This window comes from Pseudogemmobacter lacusdianii, from assembly GCF_030848395.1.
In the GTDB taxonomy this organism is placed as follows: Bacteria; Pseudomonadota; Alphaproteobacteria; order Rhodobacterales; family Rhodobacteraceae; genus Pseudogemmobacter; species Pseudogemmobacter lacusdianii.
The window spans coordinates 68,096-84,456 of record NZ_JAVDBT010000005.1 but is presented as its reverse complement, the minus strand read 5'-3'; the positions used below and the strand labels follow the sequence as shown (position 1 = coordinate 84,456).

The following is a 16,361-nucleotide window of genomic DNA, read 5'->3' as shown; positions in this document are numbered from 1 at the left end:
AAATACTCATTCTTCACTTAAGAAGCTCATCCAACAGCGCCAACGGACGGCAAAGGCGGGTGCCCTTGGTGGTGCGAACGAAGGGGCGCTCGACCAAGATCGGATGCGCCACCATCGCGGCAAGGATTTGCGCCTCGGTTGCATCCTTCAGGCCCAACTCCGCAGCGAGCGGCTCTTTCGCGCGCAAAGCTTGCCGCGCGGAGAGCCCGGCTTCGGCGAAAAGAATGCGCAGACCGTCCTCGGTCCAGCCGGTTTTGAGATAGTCCACCACTTGCGGCTGAAACCCCGCCGCCTCCAGCGCCGCAAGCGCCTTGCGCGAGGTGGAGCAGCGCGGATTGTGCCAGATCGTGGCGTTCATGGCAGCACCTCGAAGCGGTCAACATCGACCATGCCGTGATCGGTGATCTTCAGATGCGGGATCACCGGCAAAGCGAGGAAGGCAAGTTGCAAGAAGGGTTCCTCCAAAGTGACGCCCAAGTCTTGGGCGGCGGCGCGCAAAGCCACCAAAGCCTCACGCACCTCTTCAAAGGACCGCAGGGACATCAGCCCCGCCACCGGCAAAGCCAGTTCTGCCAGAACCTGACCGTCCAGCGTGACGACAAAACCGCCCTCGATCTCGCCCAGACGATTCGCGGCCAGCGCCATATCGGCGTAATCGGCACCGACCACGGCGATGTTGTGGTGATCATGGCAGACGGTCGAGGCAATGGCGCCGCGCTGCATGCCAAAGCCTTGCACAAAGCCGGTGGCGCGGTTGCCATTCTTGCCATGCCGTTCAATCACCGCGATTTTCATCAAATCGCGGCTGACATCGGGGCGCTTGTCGCCATCCACCGGCGGGATCTCAAACCGCAGATGCGGGGTGATGATCTTGCCGGGCAGGATGCCGATCACCGGGGTCTCGGCGCGGTTGCCGGCGGTGCGGAAATCCTCAGCGCTCAGCCTCGGCGCCTTGACCGAACCCCTTGCCACCGGCGGCGTCGTGCTCCGCGCTGCAAAGCCCTCATCATCGGCCAGCACGCCACCTGCGAAGACCATCGCAGCATGGCAGGTCTCAAGACTGTCGATCACCGCGATATCGGCGCGTTTTCCCGGCGCGATCAGCCCGCGGTCCTTCAGCCCAAAGGCCTCGGCCGCCGAGAGCGAGGCCGCGCGGTAGACCGCCAAGGGCGAGGCACCCAGCGCAATCGCCGTGCGGATCATGTGATCGAGATGCCCATGCTCGGCGATATCCAAGGGGTTGCGATCATCGGTGCAAAGGCAAAGGTAGGGCGCGTGGCGCTCGGTCAAGATCGGGACCAAAGCCTCAAGATCCTTCGAGACCGAGCCTTCACGGATCAAAACCCGCATCCCCTTGCGCAGCTTTTCCAAAGCCTCATCCGCCGTGGTCGCCTCATGCTCGGTGCGGATACCAGCCGAGATATAGCCGTTAAGGTCCATGCCCCGCAGCAAGGGCGCATGACCGTCGATATGGCGGCCCTGAAACGCCTCCAGCTTCGCCATGCAGCCCGGATCTTGCATCAAGACACCGGGGAAATTCATGAACTCGGCCAGCCCGATGACCTTTGGGTGGTCCATCAGCGGCACCAGATCCGCCGCCTCCAGCCGCGCGCCCGAGGTCTCCATATGGGTCGAGGGCACGCAGGACGACAGCTGCACCCGGATGTCCATCAGCGTCTGGGCGGCGCAATCGAGGAAATAATGAATGCCGGTCAGCCCGCAGACATTGGCAATCTCATGCGGATCGCAGATCGCCGTGGTCACGCCGCGTGGCGTCACGCAACGGTCAAACTCATGCGGAGTGACGGCCGAGCTTTCGATATGCAGATGGGTGTCGATAAAACCCGGCACCAAGATCTGGCCCGAGACATCGATCTCTCGCTTGCCCTGATAGCTGCCATAGGTGCCCACGATCGTGTCGCCACAGATCGCCACATCGCTTTCCACCAGCTGACCCGAGATCAGATCGAAGATCCGCCCGCCCTTCAGCACCAGATCCGCCGGTTCCAAGCCCCGCCCTTGCGCGATCCGCGCCGAAAGCGCCGCAGCACCACCCTGCACATGTCCCATACGCCACCTCCTGCGGCCAGAAAGCCGCAAAGCAAGGCCAGCGTCCAGCCCGGATCGGTTCACACTTGTGCATCTGCGGCTTCCGTGGTGGGTAAAGCCACTGCCTGAAGGAAGACCCCATGCGCCCTCTCCGCGGCATCACCTATAAGGTGATCTCCGTCCTGATCTTCATCGTGATGTTCGCGATGATCAAAGCCACTTCCGAACATGTGCCCGCCGGGCAAACCGTGTTCTTCCGCTCGCTCTTAGCAATTCCGGTGATCGTGGTCTGGCTTGCCTGGCGCGGAGAGCTGGCGCAGGGCTTTCGCACCGCCAACCCCTTTGGCCATTTCTGGCGCGGGATGATGGGCACTTTGGCGATGGGCTGCGGCTTTGCGGGTCTGGCCTATCTGCCTTTGCCCGAGGTCACCGCCATCGGCTATGCCGCGCCGATCCTCACCGTGATCCTTGCCGCCATGTTCTTGGGCGAGGAGGTCCGGCTCTTTCGCATGGCCGCAGTGGCCTTGGGTGTCGTGGGCGTGATGGTGGTGGTCTATCCGCGCCTGACCGTGCTCGGCTCGGACAGTGCCAGCTATATGCAGGCCTTTGGCGCCGCCATCGTGCTGGGGGGCGCGCTTTTCTCGGCCCTTGCCCAAGTCTTCGTGCGCAAATTGGTGCAGGCGGAAAAGACCGCGACCATCGTCTTTTGGTTCTCAGTCACCGCCACGGTGCTTTCGCTTTTGACCATCCCATTCGGCTGGGTCTGGCCCACGCCCAAAGAATTCGCCCTGCTGATTGGCGCAGGGATCTTGGGCGGCATGGGGCAAATCTGCCTCACCTCCAGCTACCGCGAGGCCGATGCCTCGCTCGTCGCCCCCTTCGAATATGCGTCGATGATCTTTGCGCTGGCGATCGGTTGGTATGTCTTTGACGAAACGCCAACTTGGACCATGCTGCTTGGCGCAGCTTTGGTGGTGACCGCCGGGATCTTGATCATCTGGCGCGAGCGTCAGCTGGGGATGGAGCGCGCCCGCCAACGCAAAGCAATGTCGCCGCAAGGCTGACGAGTGAAGGGGATCACGATGGACCACGCCGCATTGACCAGCCTGATCCGCAGCCGCGCCGAAGGGGCCGAGCGGTTTATCGTCGCGCTGGCCGGCCCGCCAGCTTCGGGCAAATCCACGCTGGCCGCCACGCTTGCGCAAAGCTTAGACGGCCGCGTCGTGCCGATGGACGGGTTTCATCTCGACGATGCCGTGCTTGATGCGCGGGGCTTGCGGTCGCGCAAAGGCTCACCGCCCACCTTCGATGCCAAGGGCTTTCTGCACCTCATGCGCCGCCTGCGCGAGGGGGAGGATGATGTGGCGATCCCGGTCTTTGACCGCGATCTGGAATTGGCCCGCGCCGGGGCCGAGATCATCAGCCGCCGCGACCGCATCTTGATTGTCGAGGGCAATTATCTCCTGCTCGATCAAGCCCCTTGGCGCGACCTTGGCCTGCTTTTTGACCTCACCATCTCGCTCGACGTGCCCGAGCCCGAGCTGATCCGCCGCCTCACCGCACGCTGGCAGCACCACGGGCGCGAGGCGCAGGCGGCGCAAGATTGGATCGCCTCGAACGATCTGCCAAATGCCCGCATCGTGCGCGACAGCTCACGCCCCGCCGAAATCACCTTGGGGCCGCTCTGACCCATCGCCCTGCAGTGGCGCAGGCGGCTCTCGCTCAAGTCAAGCTCAAGAACCTGTGACCCTCGGCGGCGCTCTTTGGCTGATGATTTGCCCGCAACGGGTTGAATTCCCCGCCCTCTCGGGCGACTTTGCCGCCAAGTTGACCGGGCGTCACTGCCGCCCGCCACATTTCCGATATCGCTTTCGCAACAAAGGCCGTTCCGACCTATGTCACCTGCGTTGATTGCTGTTTTGCCCTTCCTCGGCGCGCTTGTCGCGGCTGGCCTTGGCCGCTTTGGCCGCAATGCCACGACATTGGGCGCGATGCTGGCCACGGGCCTTGCGCTCGTGGGGCTCATCAGCCACGCCCCGGCGATCTTGGCCGGTCAAGGGATCAGCGCAAGCTTCAACTGGCTGCCCGCCGCGGGTCTGACCGCCAGTTTCCGCATCGACGGTCTGGCGCTGCTGTTCGCGGGGCTCATCCTTGGCATTGGCCTGTTGATCCTGCTCTACGCCCGCTTCTATCTGAACCCGCAAGAGAATTTCCCGCGCTTCATCGCCTCTCTCATGGCTTTCCAAGGCGCGATGATCGGCATTGTCCTTTCCGACAACATCCTTCTTTTGCTGATCTTTTGGGAGCTGACCTCGCTCACCTCCTTCCTTCTGATCGGCTGGTGGAGCAACCTCGCCGCTGGCCGTCAAGGTGCGCGGATGGCGCTGGCAGTCACCGGCGGAGGCGGCTTGGCCCTGATCGCAGGCATGCTGATCCTTGGCCAAATCGCCGGGTCTTATGAGCTTTCGCAGATCCTGACCCAAGGCGCGCTGATCCAATCCAGCCCGCTTTACCCCGTGGCGCTGGTCCTGATCCTCCTTGGCGCTTTCACCAAATCGGCGCAGTTCCCCTTCCACTTCTGGCTGCCCCACGCGATGGCCGCGCCCACCCCGGTCTCGGCCTATCTGCATTCGGCCACCATGGTGAAGGCGGGGATCTACCTCATGGCGCGGCTCTGGCCCGCGCTGGCTGGCACGCCCGAATGGACCACTATCGTCGCCACGGCGGGACTTATTACCATGTTCCTCGGCGCAGTGATCGCGCTCTTCAAAGACGACCTCAAAGCCATCCTCGCCTATTCCACGGTCAGCCATCTGGGCCTTATCACCTTCCTTCTGGGCCTTGGCACCAAAGCCGCCGCCACGGCCGCGCTTTTGCACATCCTTGTGCATGCCAGCTTCAAGGCCGCGCTCTTCATGCTGGCGGGGATCGTCGATCACGCCACCCATACCCGCGACATCCGCGCGCTTGGAGGCCTGCGCCACCTCATGCCGCTGACCTTCGGCCTTGCCGCCGTGACCGCGCTTTCTATGGCTGGCATTCCGCCCCTGAACGGCTTTGTTTCAAAAGAGGCCATGCTTGAGAATGCCGCAACGGGCGGCCTTGCGATGGCGCTGATCGCCACCCTCGCCGCGCTCTTCTCGGTCGCCTATTCGCTGCGGCTCTTGGCTGGCACCTTCCTTGGCCCAAAGCCACACGACAGCCACGCCCATGACCCCGGCCCCGGCCTTTGGCTCGCGCCTGCGCTTCTCACCGCGCTGGTCATCGCATCTGGGCTGATGCCGATGCTGGTCTTTGGCCCCTTGGTCGATGCCGCCGCCTCCGCCACCACCCAAGAGGCGATCCACAGCCATCTCGCCCTTTGGCACGGGCTGCAAACCCCGGCGCTTTGGATGTCCCTCGCCGCCCTCGGCGGCGGCTATGCACTTTACGCCGCCACCCCGCGCCTCCGCCGCATCTGGGACAGCACCCCGCGCCCCGAGGCAAAGCCGATCTTCGAGGCGATCATCAACGCCATCGCCAAAGCCGCCCAGCGCCTGACCGAGGCCCTCCACAACGGCCGCCTCTCGCGCAGTCTCTTCGCCGCCGTCGCCACCATCCTTGCGCTTGGCCTTTACGCTTTCACCACCGGCACCCACGCCCCCGGCCTGCGTGAGAGCCTGCCCTTGCAAGCCGCCCCGATCATCGGCTGGCTGATCCTCTCTGCCGCAGCCCTTGCCACGGTGAGGAACCACCACAACCGCGTCTTGGCGCTTCTGCTGACCGGTATCGTCGGCATCATGATCTCGGCCGCCTTCGCTTGGGCCTCGGCCCCGGATCTGGCGCTGACCCAGATCACCGTTGAGGTCGCCACCATCCTCCTCATGCTCTTGGCGCTGAACTTCCTGCCCGCCGAGACGCCCCGCGACAGCCGCCCCCTGCGTCGCGCCCGTGATGCGATCCTTGCCACAGCCGCAGGCCTTGGCACCGGCATCCTTTCCTATGCGCTGATGCTGCGCGACCCGGCCTTCCCCCGCATCTCTGACTTTCATTGGGCGCAGTCGAAACCCGGCGCGGGCGGCACGAACGCCGTCAACACGATCATCGTCGATTTCCGCGGCTATGACACCTACGGCGAGATCATCGTCCTTGGCGTCGCCGCTTTGGTGATCTTCGCCCTCGCCGCCTCGGTCCTCAGCTCCAAAACCGCAATCACAAGGTTGCGCGGCCTGAAACTGGCCAAAAACGCTGGCGATCCGCACCCTTTGATGCTGGTCGTCGCCAGCCGCTTCTTGATGCCGCTGATCATCCTTGTCGGCGTCTTCATCTTCCTGCGCGGCCATAACCTGCCGGGCGGAGGCTTTGTCGCAGGTCTCACCGTCTCGATCGCGATCCTTCTGGTCTATATCGCCTCGGGCTTCGTCTGGGCCGAGAAACGCCTGCGCTTTGCCCATCAAAGCATGATCGGAGCGGGTGTGCTGATCGCCACCGCCACCGGCCTTGTCGCTTGGGCCATGGGCTGGCCCTTCCTCACCTCGGGCTATCGCTACCTCGAGCTTTGGCCGCTGGATAAAATCGAGCTGACCACCGCCGCCCTCTTTGATCTTGGCGTCTTCCTCTGCGTCTTCGGCGCGGTGATGCTGGCGCTTTCCACCCTCTCGCGACTGGCGCAACACACCGCCGACCGCGAAAAGCCAAAGGCCTGATGATGGAGCTTTTCTTCGCTTTGACCATTGGCCTGCTGACCGCTGTCGGCACCTACCTGATGCTGCGACTGCGCAGCTTTCCGGTGATCTTGGGCCTCACCTTCCTGTCCTATGCGGTGAACCTTTTCCTCTTCACCGCCGGGCGGCTGAAGACCGCCGCCGCCCCCATCGTCGGCACCACCGAGGCGCCGTCTGATCCCCTGCCGCAAGCCTTGGTGCTGACGGCCATCGTGATCTCTTTTGGCATGACCGCCGTCATGGTGATGATGGCGCTTGGCTCTTACCTCGAGCTTGGCCATGACCGCACCGATGCCAAGACCGGCACGCCGGAGGATCAGGCCTGATGCTGAACCATTGGATCATCGCCCCGGTTCTTCTCCCCGCCGTGCTGGCGGCTTTGTCGCTCTTTGCCGGGCGGAATGCGGCGGGCCGGGTGCTCTCGCTCTTGGGCACCTTCGGGCTTCTCGCCATTGCCATTCACCTGCTTTGCACCGCCAGCGGCGCGGAGCCGCAGGTCTACCGGTTGGGAGATTGGCCCGCCCCCTTCGGCATCACTCTGGTGCTCGACCGGCTCTCGGCGCTCATGCTCCTGCTGACCGCCAGCTTGGCGAGCCTTGTGCTCATCCAAGCCATTGCCACCGGCTGGGACCAGCGCGGCCAACGCTTCCACGCGCTTTGGCTTTTCCAACTGATGGGCCTCAACGGCGCTTTCCTCACCGGAGACGCCTTTAACCTCTTCGTGTTCTTCGAGGTTCTGCTGATCGCCTCCTACGGGCTGATGACCCATGGCGGCACCGGGCCGCGCATCCGCGCAGGCCTGCAATATATCGCCATCAACCTCGTCGGCTCGACACTCTTCCTCTTCGCGCTTGCCACGATCTACGCCGTCACCGGCACGCTCAATATGGCGGATCTCGCGGTCAAACTGCCGCAACTGCCGCAGGGAGACCACGCCCTGATGCGCGTCGCCGCGATCCTTTTGATGCTGGTCTTTGCGATCAAAGGCGCGCTGGTGCCGCTGCATTTCTGGCTTCCCGGCACCTATGCCGCCGCCGCCGGAGTGGTCGCCGCGCTCTTCGCCGTGATGACCAAAGTTGGCGCCTATGCCGCCTTGCGCTTTGGCACGATGGTCTTCCCCGAGGGCCTTTCCGTGACCGAAGGGCTTATCGGCCCCCTCCTCCTGCCCGCAGGCCTCATCACCCTTGGCATCGGCGCCATCGGCATCCTTGGCGCGCGCGGCCTGCCGCAGATCGCCGCGAGTGCCACCCTCATGTCGATGGGCACGGTCTTCACCGCCATGTCCGGCTTCACGCCTGCCACCACCGCCGCCACGCTTTACTATGTGATCCACTCCACCTTCGCAGGGGCGGCGCTCTTCCTCATTGCCGACCTCGCCCGCGCCCGTGGGGCCGAGGTGCTTGCCTCGAAAGCCCCCCTGCCCGGCCGCCTTGCCGCGCTCTTCATGGCCGCTGCCATCGCCAGTGCCGGACTGCCGCCGCTTTCGGGCTTCCCGGCCAAGCTGATGGTGCTGCAAAGCCAACCCAGCACGCTCGTTTGGGCCGTCATCCTACTCGGCACCTTCCTTGCCATCCTTGGCCTTTCCCGCGCAGGCACGGCGCTCTTTTGGAAGCCCGAGGGCAAGGCCGCAAAACTCCCACTCCGCGAAGCCTTCGCCCCCGCCGCTCTGATCGCCGCCCTCATTGGCCTGACGATCCTCGCAGGCCCCATCACGGCATGGCTGGCCGAGACCGCGCAAAGCCTGCATAACCCCACGCCCTACATAGAGGCCCATGACCTGCCCGGAGGAGCCCAATGATGCGCCCCGCAATGCGACTTTGGCCCCACCCGATCCTCAGCCTTTTCCTCACCCTCTTCTGGCTGATCTTGGCCGATTCATGGACCTTCGGCTCGCTGGTGATGGGCGGCTTCCTTGGCCTTGCCATCCCGCTGCTGACCGCCCCTTGGTGGCCCGACAAACCGCGTCTGAAGCGCCCCGCGCTGCTGATCCCCTATATCGGCATCGTGCTTTACGATGTGGTGATCTCCAGCCTGCACGTTGCCCGCGTGATCCTTTTCCTGCGCCCCGAAGAGATCCGTAGCACCTATGTCGCGGTGGAAACCTCCCTCACCTCGCCCGAGGCGATTGCGCTGCTTGCCGGCACCATCACCATGACGCCGGGCACGCTGACCGCAGATCTCTCCGCCGATGGCAAAGTGCTCTTGATCCATGCCCTGCATGCCCCCGATCCGCAGGCGCTGCGCGATGACATCCACAGCCGCTATGAGGCCCGTTTGAAAAGGATTTTCGCATGATCCTCGGTTATGCACTCAGCTTCGCCATTGGCTGTTTCGGTCTCGCTCTGCTCCTCAATCTCTTACGGCTTTTCACCATCAAGAACCTCGTCGACCGGGTGCTGGTCGTCGACACGATGGCGGTCAATGTCGCGGCCCTGGTGATCCTCGCCGCCGCGCAATCTGGCTCAGCCCTCAGCTTTGAAGCCGCCGTCCTGATCGCCATGACCGGCTTTGTCTCGACCATGGCTTTCTGCAAATACCTCCTGCGTGGGAGCATCATCGAATGAGCCTTGCCGCCACCATCATCGAGATCATCGCAGCCGCCCTTCTGGTCGCAGGCGGCCTTTTCGCCGTCATCGGCTCGCTCGGCCTTTTGCGCCTGAAACAGTCGATGCAGCGCCTTCACGCACCGACCAAGGCCACCACGCTTGGCATCGGCTCGGCCCTTGTCGCCGTGGCCGTGCATATCTGGCTCAACGAAGACCGGCTGGCCTTGCGCGAGCTTGCCGTGGCGCTCTTTTTCTTCCTCACCGCCCCGCTCTCGGCCCTGTTCCTCTCCAAAGCCCATCTCTTCCGCAGCGAAGATGCCGCAAAACTCCCCCCCACCGGAACCAAAGCGGGCTGGGCCACGCTCAGCGAAGATAACCCCGCCGAGCCCTCGCACCCGCAGGACCGCAAAGCCTAAACCACGCTTTCGGCGAAAACCCGACCACCGCAACCGGCTGACCTGCCGTCACAGCCGCCCGACCCTTGCCAGCCGCGCCGCGCCCGTGGCATCGTAACGGCCTGTTCCTTGCCCGCGGAGACCGCGTTTTGCAGACCCTGACCCCCAATCACGCGGGCCTATTGCCGCAACTCTCTGGCCATCAGGCGCACCCTCGCAACCCGGGCATGCCGCTTGACCTTGATTGGGTCGCCTCGGTGCAAGCCAATACCAGTGCGATCGAGCGCCGCGCGGCCACGCTGGGCGGCCGCCGCTCGGTCAAAAAGGATTTCCAAGCCGCATGGCTTTTGAAAGCGATCAGCCTGATCGACCTCACCACGCTTTCCGGCGATGACACAACCGCCCGCGTGCAGCGGCTTTGCGCCAAGGCCCGCCAACCCGTGCGCGCCGATATTCTCGAGGCGCTTGGCATGCCCGGCCTCACCACCGGCGCGGTCTGCGTTTACCACGATATGGTCGAAACCGCAGTGCGCGCGCTGGAAGGCAGCGGCATCCCGGTTGCCGCCGTCTCCACCGGCTTCCCCGCAGGCCTTTCGCCTTGGCACCTGCGGATTGCGGAAATCGGCGAATCCGTCAAAGCCGGGGCGCAAGAGATCGACATCGTGATCTCGCGCCGCCATGTGCTGACCGGCAATTGGCAGGCCCTTTACGACGAGATGCGCGAGATGCGCGCCGCCTGCGGTGAGGCGCATGTCAAAGCCATCCTCGCCACGGGTGAGCTGCAAACCCTGCGTAACGTCGCCCGCGCCAGCCTCGTTTGCATGATGGCCGGGGCCGATTTCATCAAAACCTCAACCGGGAAAGAGGCCGTGAACGCCACCCTGCCGGTGAGCCTGACGATGATCCGCGCCATCCGCGATTACGAGGACCGCACCGGCATCAAAGTCGGCTACAAACCCGCCGGCGGCATCTCGAAAGCCAAAGATGCGCTCCTCTATCTTGCGCTTTTGAAGGATGAGCTCGGCCATGATTGGCTCCAGCCCGACCTCTTCCGCTTCGGCGCCTCCTCGCTTCTGGGCGATATCGAGCGGCAATTGGAACACCATTTGACCGGCCATTACTCGGCCAGCCACCGCCACGCGATGGCCTAAGGCCAGCGCCCAAACCAAAGGCGGGAGGGGCTCTGCCCCTCGCCCGTTCCGGGCTCACCCCGGAGTATTTTCGTCAAGATGAAAGCGCTTTTCATCTTGATCTAAATACTCCCGCCGGAGGCCCCGGCCCGCCAAATGAGATCCCGCCCGAATGGGGCGCAGGAGAGTGACGCGATGACGATCAAGGAAATCTTCGACTCTATGTCCTACGGCCCCGCCCCGGAAAGCAATGCCGAGGCCATGGCTTGGCTAGAGCAACATGGCCGCCGCTTTGGCCATTGGATCGATGGTCGCTTCACAGCCCCAGAGGCGGTTTTCGAGACCCGCAACCCCGCCACGGGCGCGGTCTTGGCCGAGGTTTCGCAAGGCTCATCCGAGACCGTCGATCAAGCCGTAGCCGCCGCCGCCCGCGCTTTCCCGAAATGGTCCCGCACGCCGGGGCATGAGCGGGCAAAGGTGCTCTATGCCCTCGCGCGGCTCGTGCAAAAGCACGCGCGGCTGCTGGCGGTGCTGGAAACGATGGACAATGGCAAGCCGATCCGCGAGAGCCGCGACATCGACCTGCCACTGGTGGCGCGGCATTTCTACTACCACGCGGGCCTTGCCCAGCTGATGGCTGCCGAGCAACCCGGAATGCAGCCGCTTGGTGTCTGCGGCCAAGTCATCCCGTGGAACTTCCCGCTGCTGATGCTGGCGTGGAAGATCGCCCCCGCGCTGGCCGCTGGCAACACGGTCGTCCTGAAGCCCGCTGAATACACGCCCCTCACCGCCCTTCTCTTCGCTGAACTCAGCCGCGAGGCCGGCCTGCCGAAGGGTGTCCTCAACATCGTAACCGGTGATGGTGAGACCGGTGCGGCTTTGGTCGCCCATCCGGGTGTCGCGAAAGTCGCCTTCACCGGCTCCACCGAGGTCGGCAAGCGCATCCGCCAAGCCACCGCGGGCCAAGGCAAGGCGCTGACGCTCGAATTGGGCGGCAAATCGCCCTATATCGTTTTCGACGACGCCGATCTCGACTCCGCCGTTGAAGGCCTCGTCGATGCGATCTGGTTCAACCAAGGCCAGGTTTGCTGCGCCGGCTCACGCCTTTTGGTGCAAGAGGGCATCGCCGAGCGCTTCCATGCCAAGCTGAAGCGCCGCATGGACGGTTTGCGCATCGGCGATCCTTTGGACAAGGCCATCGACATCGGCGCCATTGTCGACCCGATCCAGCTGCGCACCATCTCCGCAATGGTCGATGCCTCGGAAGGCGAGGTCTACCGCGCCGCCACGCCCCTCCCCCAAGGCTGCTTCTACCCGCCCACCCTGATCACCGGCCTCTCGCCCGCAGCCCCCCTCATGCAAGAGGAAATCTTCGGCCCGGTGCTGGTGTCGATGACCTTCCGCACGCCCGCCGAGGCTGTGGAGCTGGCCAATAACACCCGCTTCGGCCTTGCCGCCTCGGTCTGGAGCGAGAATATCAACCTTGCGCTCGACATCGCACCAAAGCTGCGCGCCGGTGTGGTTTGGGTCAATGGCACCAATATGTTCGACGCCGCCGCCGGCTTTGGCGGGGTGCGCGAGTCGGGCTATGGCCGCGAGGGCGGATGGGAGGGGCTGGCCGCCTATCTCAAACCCGCCGCCAAGCCGCGCCCCTTGAAAGCCATTCCCGCCATCCCCGCGCCGCGCGACCCGCAGGTCTCGGGGCTCGACCGCACCGCGAAACTCTACATCGGCGGCAAGCAGGCCCGCCCGGATGGCGGCCAATCCCGCGCCATCTGGTCGCCGAAAGGTCGGCTTCTTGGCCATATCGGCTTGTCGAACCGCAAGGATCTGCGCAACGCGGTTGAGGCCGCCCATGCCGCCAAATCTTGGTCGCGCAGCACCGCCCATAGCCGCGCCCAGATCCTTTACTATATCGCCGAGAACCTCTCGGCCCGGGCCACCGAATTCGCCGCCCGCCTGCAAGAGATGACCGGCAAGCCCGGCACCTCGGAGGTCGAGGCGAGTATCAACCGGCTCTTCACCTATGCCGCTTGGGCCGACAAATATGAGGGTGCCGCCAAGCCTGTCCCGATGCGCGGCCTTGCCTTGGCTCTGCATGAGCCTGTGGGCGTGATCGGTATCCTCTGCCCTGATGAGGCTCCGCTCTTGGGTCTGATCTCGCTGATGGCCCCGGCAATCGCCATGGGCAACCGCGTGGTGCTGGCCGCATCCGAGCCCTTCCCGCTGGCCGCCAGTGATTTCTACCAAGTGCTGGAGACCTCGGACCTGCCCGGCGGCGTGGTCAATATCCTGACCGGAGCGCATGCGGATCTAGCAAAACCGATGGCGGGCCATGCCGATATCGACGCGGTCTGGAGCTTTGGCCCCACTTCCCCCGCTCTGATTGAGCATGAGAGTGCGGGCAATCTTAAGCGCGTCTGGGCGCCCGGAACGGCGGTGGATTGGGCGGCCGAGCCCGATGCGCGCAGCTACCTTGCGCAAAGCACCTCCGTCAAAACCATCTGGATGCCTTACGGAGAATGACCCTGCGCAGCCGCCTCCATACGCTTTATGAGGGGGCGGGTGCCGGGCCTGACCGCTTTCGCTACGCGCTTTTGGCCTTTGACCTTGCGACGGTGTGCTACCTTGTCAGCACCAGTTTCCTGCCGCGCGGGCCTTATAATATCGCCATCGACCTCTGCATCGGCTTTGTCTTTCTGGCCGATCTTTTGGCGCGGCTTTTGATCGCCCGCCGCCCGCTGCGCGAGCTTTTCAGCTTTTGGGGCATCGCCGATCTTCTGGTGATCCTGTCGCTTCTCTTCCCGATCTGGGGCGAGGGGCTGGCGTTTCTGCGGGTGCTGCGGCTTTACCGCGTGCTGCATTCGCCGCGCACCATCAGCCAGCTTGGCCGCGACATACCCGGCTTTCGCCGCAATGAGGCAACCCTGCGTGCGGGCGCCAACCTCTTGATTTTCCTCTTTGCGACGACCGCTTTGGTCTATCAGACTCAATCGAACAGCAACCCCGACATCGCCAATTACATCGATGCGCTTTACTTCACCGTCACCACTCTGACGACCACGGGCTTTGGCGATGTAACGCTGACCGGCCATGCCGGCAGGCTGCTGACCGTGGCGATCATGATCGTCGGGGTGAGCCTTTTTCTGCGGCTGGTGCAGGTAGCGCTGCGCCCCTCAAAGGCGCATTTCCCCTGCCCCAAATGCGGCTTGCGCCGGCATGATCATGATGCGGTGCATTGCAAGGCTTGTGGCACCTTGATCAATATTCCTGACGACGGTTTGGATTGACCCGGCAGCCGGGGGGATCCTCCCCCCGGGCCCCCCTGGAGTATTTCCGTCAAGATGAAAGCATTTTTCATCTTGATCTAAATACTCCCGCCGGAGGCTCCGTCGCTGGCAAAGCGCGAAGGCTTAAGCCATTCGAAGAGCCATATCCAACATCCGGTTGGAAAAGCCCCATTCATTGTCATACCAACCAAAGACCCGCAGCATGCCTTGCGGCGTGACCTTGGTTTCGGGCGTGGCCATCACCACCGATTCAGGCCTTGCGCGCAGATCGCTGGAGACGAGAGCCCGGTCGGTGGCGCCGATGACGCCCGAGGCCGCGCGGAAGGCCTCGTTGACCTCATCGACACTGGCCGGTCGCTCAAGGAGAAGGTGGAAATCCACGCAAGAGACGCTGGCGACCGGCACCCGCACGGCTTGCGCCACGATCCGACCGGCGACCTCGGGCAACACCCCGTCCAAAAGCCGTGCCGCCGAGGTGGTGGTGGGCACCATCGACAAGGCGGCAGCGCGCGAGCGGGCGTAATCGGCCGCTGGCGCATCCACCGTCGGCTGGCTGCCGGTATAGCAATGCACCGTGGTCATCGAACCTGTCACAATGCCCCATTCGCGGTGAATAAGCCGGGCCAGAGGGGCCAAAGCATTGGTGGTGCAGCTGGCGTTGGAGACGATCTTCTGCCCCGCCAGCACCTCATCATTGGCGCCGAGCACCACGGTGGCCTCAGCCGCCTCGGACGGGCCCGAGATCAGCACCCGCGCCGCCCCTGCGCGCAAGCCGCGCTCGGCCACCTCCAGCACGCCCGCGCGCCCGGTGCATTCCATCACCAGATCGACACCCTCAAGCCGCAGCAGCGACAGGTCCGAGACCCGGTGCAGCGGGATCGCATGGCCATTCACCAGCAAAGCCCCCGCCTCCAGCGCCACCGTGCCGCGCCAAGGGCCAAAGACGGAGTCATATTCAAAGAGATGCGCGCACATCTCAGGTGCCGCGATATCGTTGATCCCAACGACCTCCAGCCCCGGCCAACGCGCAGGCTCCTGCGCCCAAGCCCGCAGGACCGAGCGTCCAATCCGACCAAATCCGTTGATAAAGACCCGCATGATCCGAAGTCCTTCCGCCAACCCGTAATGCAACCGTCCCTTGCAGTCACATCACGGGAAAAGCCGCGTATCAACAGGGCTTAGACCAAAACTTGTGCCCGTCACAATGGCGTCATGCTGTCGCAAAGGGCCCGGAGCCTTTCAAGGCTCCGTCTCGATTTCTTCCAAGAAATCGGCGCCTCAGACGCCGACCTCCATCCCCATGCCCCGCTCGCGCGCCCGCGCCACGGCAACCGCCGCCACCGCAAGATCCTGCAAACCAACGCCGGTGCCATCGAACACAGTGATCTCTTCCGCCGAGCGCCGCCCCGGATGCGCGCCGATCAGCACCTGTCCGACCGCCACGATATCCGCCTCGGACAAGGCCCCCGCAGCCACGGCATGTTGCGCCTCACCGATGGTCACCGATTGCGCGACCTCATCGGTGAAGACCGAGGCCTTCGCCAGCAAAGCAGGCTCAACCTCTTGTTTTCCTTTGGTATCCGTTCCCATACAGGCCAGATGCGTGCCGGGGCTGACATGCTCCGCCATAAGGCTCGCCGCCGGAGAGGAGGTGATGGTCACGATCACATCCGCCTCGCGCATGCGGGGCAGCTCGACCGACTCGAAGGGCAGGCCCAGATCCGCCGCCACCGCGCCAAGCCGGGGCAGCATCTCAGGGTGCAGGTTCCAGCCGATCACCCGCTCAAACCGCCGCGCCCGCGCCGCCGCGCGCAGCTGAAACCCCGCCTGATGCCCGGCGCCGACGATGCCCAAAACCTTGGCATCCCCCCGCGCCAGCCGGTCAATCGACACCGCCGAGGCCGCCGCCGTCCGCAAAGCCGTCAGCAGATTGCCCCCCACCATCGCCACCGGCCGCCCGGTGTCGGGGTCAAAGAGAAACACCGAGCTCTGATGGTTAATCATCCCCTTCTCAGCATTGCCGGGGAAATAGCCACCCGCCTTCACACCCAGCTGCTTTCCGGCCCGGTCCAGCCCCGATTTGAAGCCATATTGCCGCCCCTCCCCCAAAGCCTCCCGCACCACGGGGAAGTTATAGGCATCCCCCCGCGCCATCGCGGCAAAGGTCGCCTCAACGGCGGCAAAAGCATCTTCGGGCGAGACGAGAGAGGCGATCAGCGCCTCGGGAACGATCAGCATCGGCACTCCT

The 16,361-nt window shown here is 64.1% G+C and carries 15 protein-coding genes; 11 read left to right on the top strand and 4 right to left on the bottom strand.

The annotated features are described in order from the left end of the window. Positions 1–13: 13 nt before the first annotated feature. On the bottom strand, positions 14–358 hold the full coding sequence (arsC, locus tag Q9295_RS06395; RefSeq protein ID WP_306679689.1) for an arsenate reductase (glutaredoxin): 345 nt from the start codon (positions 356–358) through the stop codon (positions 14–16). Further along, positions 355–2,070 (bottom strand): adenine deaminase, encoded by a 1,716-nt coding sequence (gene ade / locus Q9295_RS06390; protein WP_306679688.1) that lies wholly within the window; start codon positions 2,068–2,070, stop codon positions 355–357. The genes arsC and ade overlap by 4 nt, the downstream gene beginning before the upstream one ends. Positions 2,071–2,189: 119 nt before the next feature. Between ade and Q9295_RS06385 the strand changes: the two genes are divergently transcribed. The 11 genes from Q9295_RS06385 (at position 2,190) to Q9295_RS06335 (ending at position 14,113) form a co-directional block, all read left to right on the top strand. Continuing rightward, a complete protein-coding gene (locus tag Q9295_RS06385) occupies positions 2,190–3,113 on the top strand; it encodes a DMT family transporter (protein WP_306679687.1) in 924 nt (307 codons plus the stop codon). An 18-nt stretch (positions 3,114–3,131) separates the two neighbouring features. After that, positions 3,132–3,737: a nucleoside triphosphate hydrolase gene (locus tag Q9295_RS06380; RefSeq protein WP_306679686.1), complete on the top strand. Its 606-nt coding sequence runs from the start codon at positions 3,132–3,134 to the stop codon at positions 3,735–3,737. Between the two features lie 207 nt (positions 3,738–3,944). Then, on the top strand, positions 3,945–6,734 hold the full coding sequence (locus Q9295_RS06375; protein ID WP_306679685.1) for a monovalent cation/H+ antiporter subunit A: 2,790 nt from the start codon (positions 3,945–3,947) through the stop codon (positions 6,732–6,734). Between the two features lie 2 nt (positions 6,735–6,736). Then, on the top strand, positions 6,737–7,078 hold the full coding sequence (locus Q9295_RS06370) for a Na+/H+ antiporter subunit C (RefSeq protein WP_306679684.1): 342 nt from the start codon (positions 6,737–6,739) through the stop codon (positions 7,076–7,078). A 2-nt stretch (positions 7,079–7,080) separates the two neighbouring features. Beyond that, complete coding sequence (locus Q9295_RS06365; RefSeq protein WP_373457438.1) at positions 7,081–8,550, top strand: monovalent cation/H+ antiporter subunit D; 1,470 nt, start codon at positions 7,081–7,083, stop codon at positions 8,548–8,550. Further along, the gene (locus Q9295_RS06360; RefSeq protein WP_373457437.1) at positions 8,550–9,047 is read left to right on the top strand and encodes a Na+/H+ antiporter subunit E; all 498 of its coding nucleotides are present in this window, start codon (positions 8,550–8,552) and stop codon (positions 9,045–9,047) included. The genes Q9295_RS06365 and Q9295_RS06360 overlap by 1 nt, the downstream gene beginning before the upstream one ends. Then, positions 9,044–9,316: a monovalent cation/H+ antiporter complex subunit F gene (locus Q9295_RS06355; RefSeq protein WP_373457432.1), complete on the top strand. Its 273-nt coding sequence runs from the start codon at positions 9,044–9,046 to the stop codon at positions 9,314–9,316. Before Q9295_RS06360 ends, Q9295_RS06355 begins: the two co-directional genes overlap by 4 nt. Beyond that, positions 9,313–9,714, top strand: a complete 402-nt coding sequence (locus Q9295_RS06350; protein ID WP_306679681.1) for a Na+/H+ antiporter subunit G — start codon at positions 9,313–9,315, stop codon at positions 9,712–9,714. Before Q9295_RS06355 ends, Q9295_RS06350 begins: the two co-directional genes overlap by 4 nt. Before the next feature lie 206 nt (positions 9,715–9,920). After that, complete coding sequence (gene deoC / locus Q9295_RS06345; RefSeq protein WP_306679679.1) at positions 9,921–10,844, top strand: deoxyribose-phosphate aldolase; 924 nt, start codon at positions 9,921–9,923, stop codon at positions 10,842–10,844. Positions 10,845–11,018: 174 nt separating this feature from the next. Next, entirely contained in the window at positions 11,019–13,349 is a 2,331-nt protein-coding gene (locus Q9295_RS06340; protein WP_306679678.1) for an aldehyde dehydrogenase family protein, read from the top strand. Continuing rightward, a complete protein-coding gene (locus Q9295_RS06335) occupies positions 13,346–14,113 on the top strand; it encodes a potassium channel family protein (RefSeq protein ID WP_306679677.1) in 768 nt (255 codons plus the stop codon). The genes Q9295_RS06340 and Q9295_RS06335 overlap by 4 nt, the downstream gene beginning before the upstream one ends. 123 nt (positions 14,114–14,236) lie before the next feature. On the opposite strand, the gene Q9295_RS06330 is transcribed toward Q9295_RS06335, so the two are convergent. Both Q9295_RS06330 and bhcD read right to left on the bottom strand, forming a co-directional pair. Then, complete coding sequence (locus tag Q9295_RS06330) at positions 14,237–15,211, bottom strand: type I glyceraldehyde-3-phosphate dehydrogenase (protein ID WP_306679676.1); 975 nt, start codon at positions 15,209–15,211, stop codon at positions 14,237–14,239. A 180-nt stretch (positions 15,212–15,391) separates the two neighbouring features. Further along, positions 15,392–16,351, bottom strand: coding sequence for an iminosuccinate reductase BhcD (gene bhcD / locus Q9295_RS06325; protein ID WP_306679675.1), 960 nt, complete (start codon positions 16,349–16,351; stop codon positions 15,392–15,394). Positions 16,352–16,361 lie beyond the last annotated feature (10 nt).

What these genes read in the sequence shown, in the direction of transcription:
- Q9295_RS06335 (WP_306679677.1), top strand. Translation starts at nt 13,346, where the DNA reads ATGACCCTGCGCAGCCGCCTCCATACGCTTTATGAGGGGGCGGGTGCC.
- Q9295_RS06385 (WP_306679687.1), top strand. Translation starts at nt 2,190, where the DNA reads ATGCGCCCTCTCCGCGGCATCACCTATAAGGTGATCTCCGTCCTGATC.
- Q9295_RS06360 (WP_373457437.1), top strand. Translation starts at nt 8,550, where the DNA reads ATGCGCCCCGCAATGCGACTTTGGCCCCACCCGATCCTCAGCCTTTTC.
- bhcD (WP_306679675.1), bottom strand. Translation starts at nt 16,351, where the DNA reads ATGCTGATCGTTCCCGAGGCGCTGATCGCCTCTCTCGTCTCGCCCGAA.
- Q9295_RS06355 (WP_373457432.1), top strand. Translation starts at nt 9,044, where the DNA reads ATGATCCTCGGTTATGCACTCAGCTTCGCCATTGGCTGTTTCGGTCTC.
- Q9295_RS06380 (WP_306679686.1), top strand. Translation starts at nt 3,132, where the DNA reads ATGGACCACGCCGCATTGACCAGCCTGATCCGCAGCCGCGCCGAAGGG.
- arsC (WP_306679689.1), bottom strand. Translation starts at nt 358, where the DNA reads ATGAACGCCACGATCTGGCACAATCCGCGCTGCTCCACCTCGCGCAAG.
- Q9295_RS06340 (WP_306679678.1), top strand. Translation starts at nt 11,019, where the DNA reads ATGACGATCAAGGAAATCTTCGACTCTATGTCCTACGGCCCCGCCCCG.
- deoC (WP_306679679.1), top strand. Translation starts at nt 9,921, where the DNA reads ATGCCGCTTGACCTTGATTGGGTCGCCTCGGTGCAAGCCAATACCAGT.
- Q9295_RS06330 (WP_306679676.1), bottom strand. Translation starts at nt 15,211, where the DNA reads ATGCGGGTCTTTATCAACGGATTTGGTCGGATTGGACGCTCGGTCCTG.
- Q9295_RS06350 (WP_306679681.1), top strand. Translation starts at nt 9,313, where the DNA reads ATGAGCCTTGCCGCCACCATCATCGAGATCATCGCAGCCGCCCTTCTG.
- Q9295_RS06375 (WP_306679685.1), top strand. Translation starts at nt 3,945, where the DNA reads ATGTCACCTGCGTTGATTGCTGTTTTGCCCTTCCTCGGCGCGCTTGTC.
- ade (WP_306679688.1), bottom strand. Translation starts at nt 2,070, where the DNA reads ATGGGACATGTGCAGGGTGGTGCTGCGGCGCTTTCGGCGCGGATCGCG.
- Q9295_RS06370 (WP_306679684.1), top strand. Translation starts at nt 6,737, where the DNA reads ATGGAGCTTTTCTTCGCTTTGACCATTGGCCTGCTGACCGCTGTCGGC.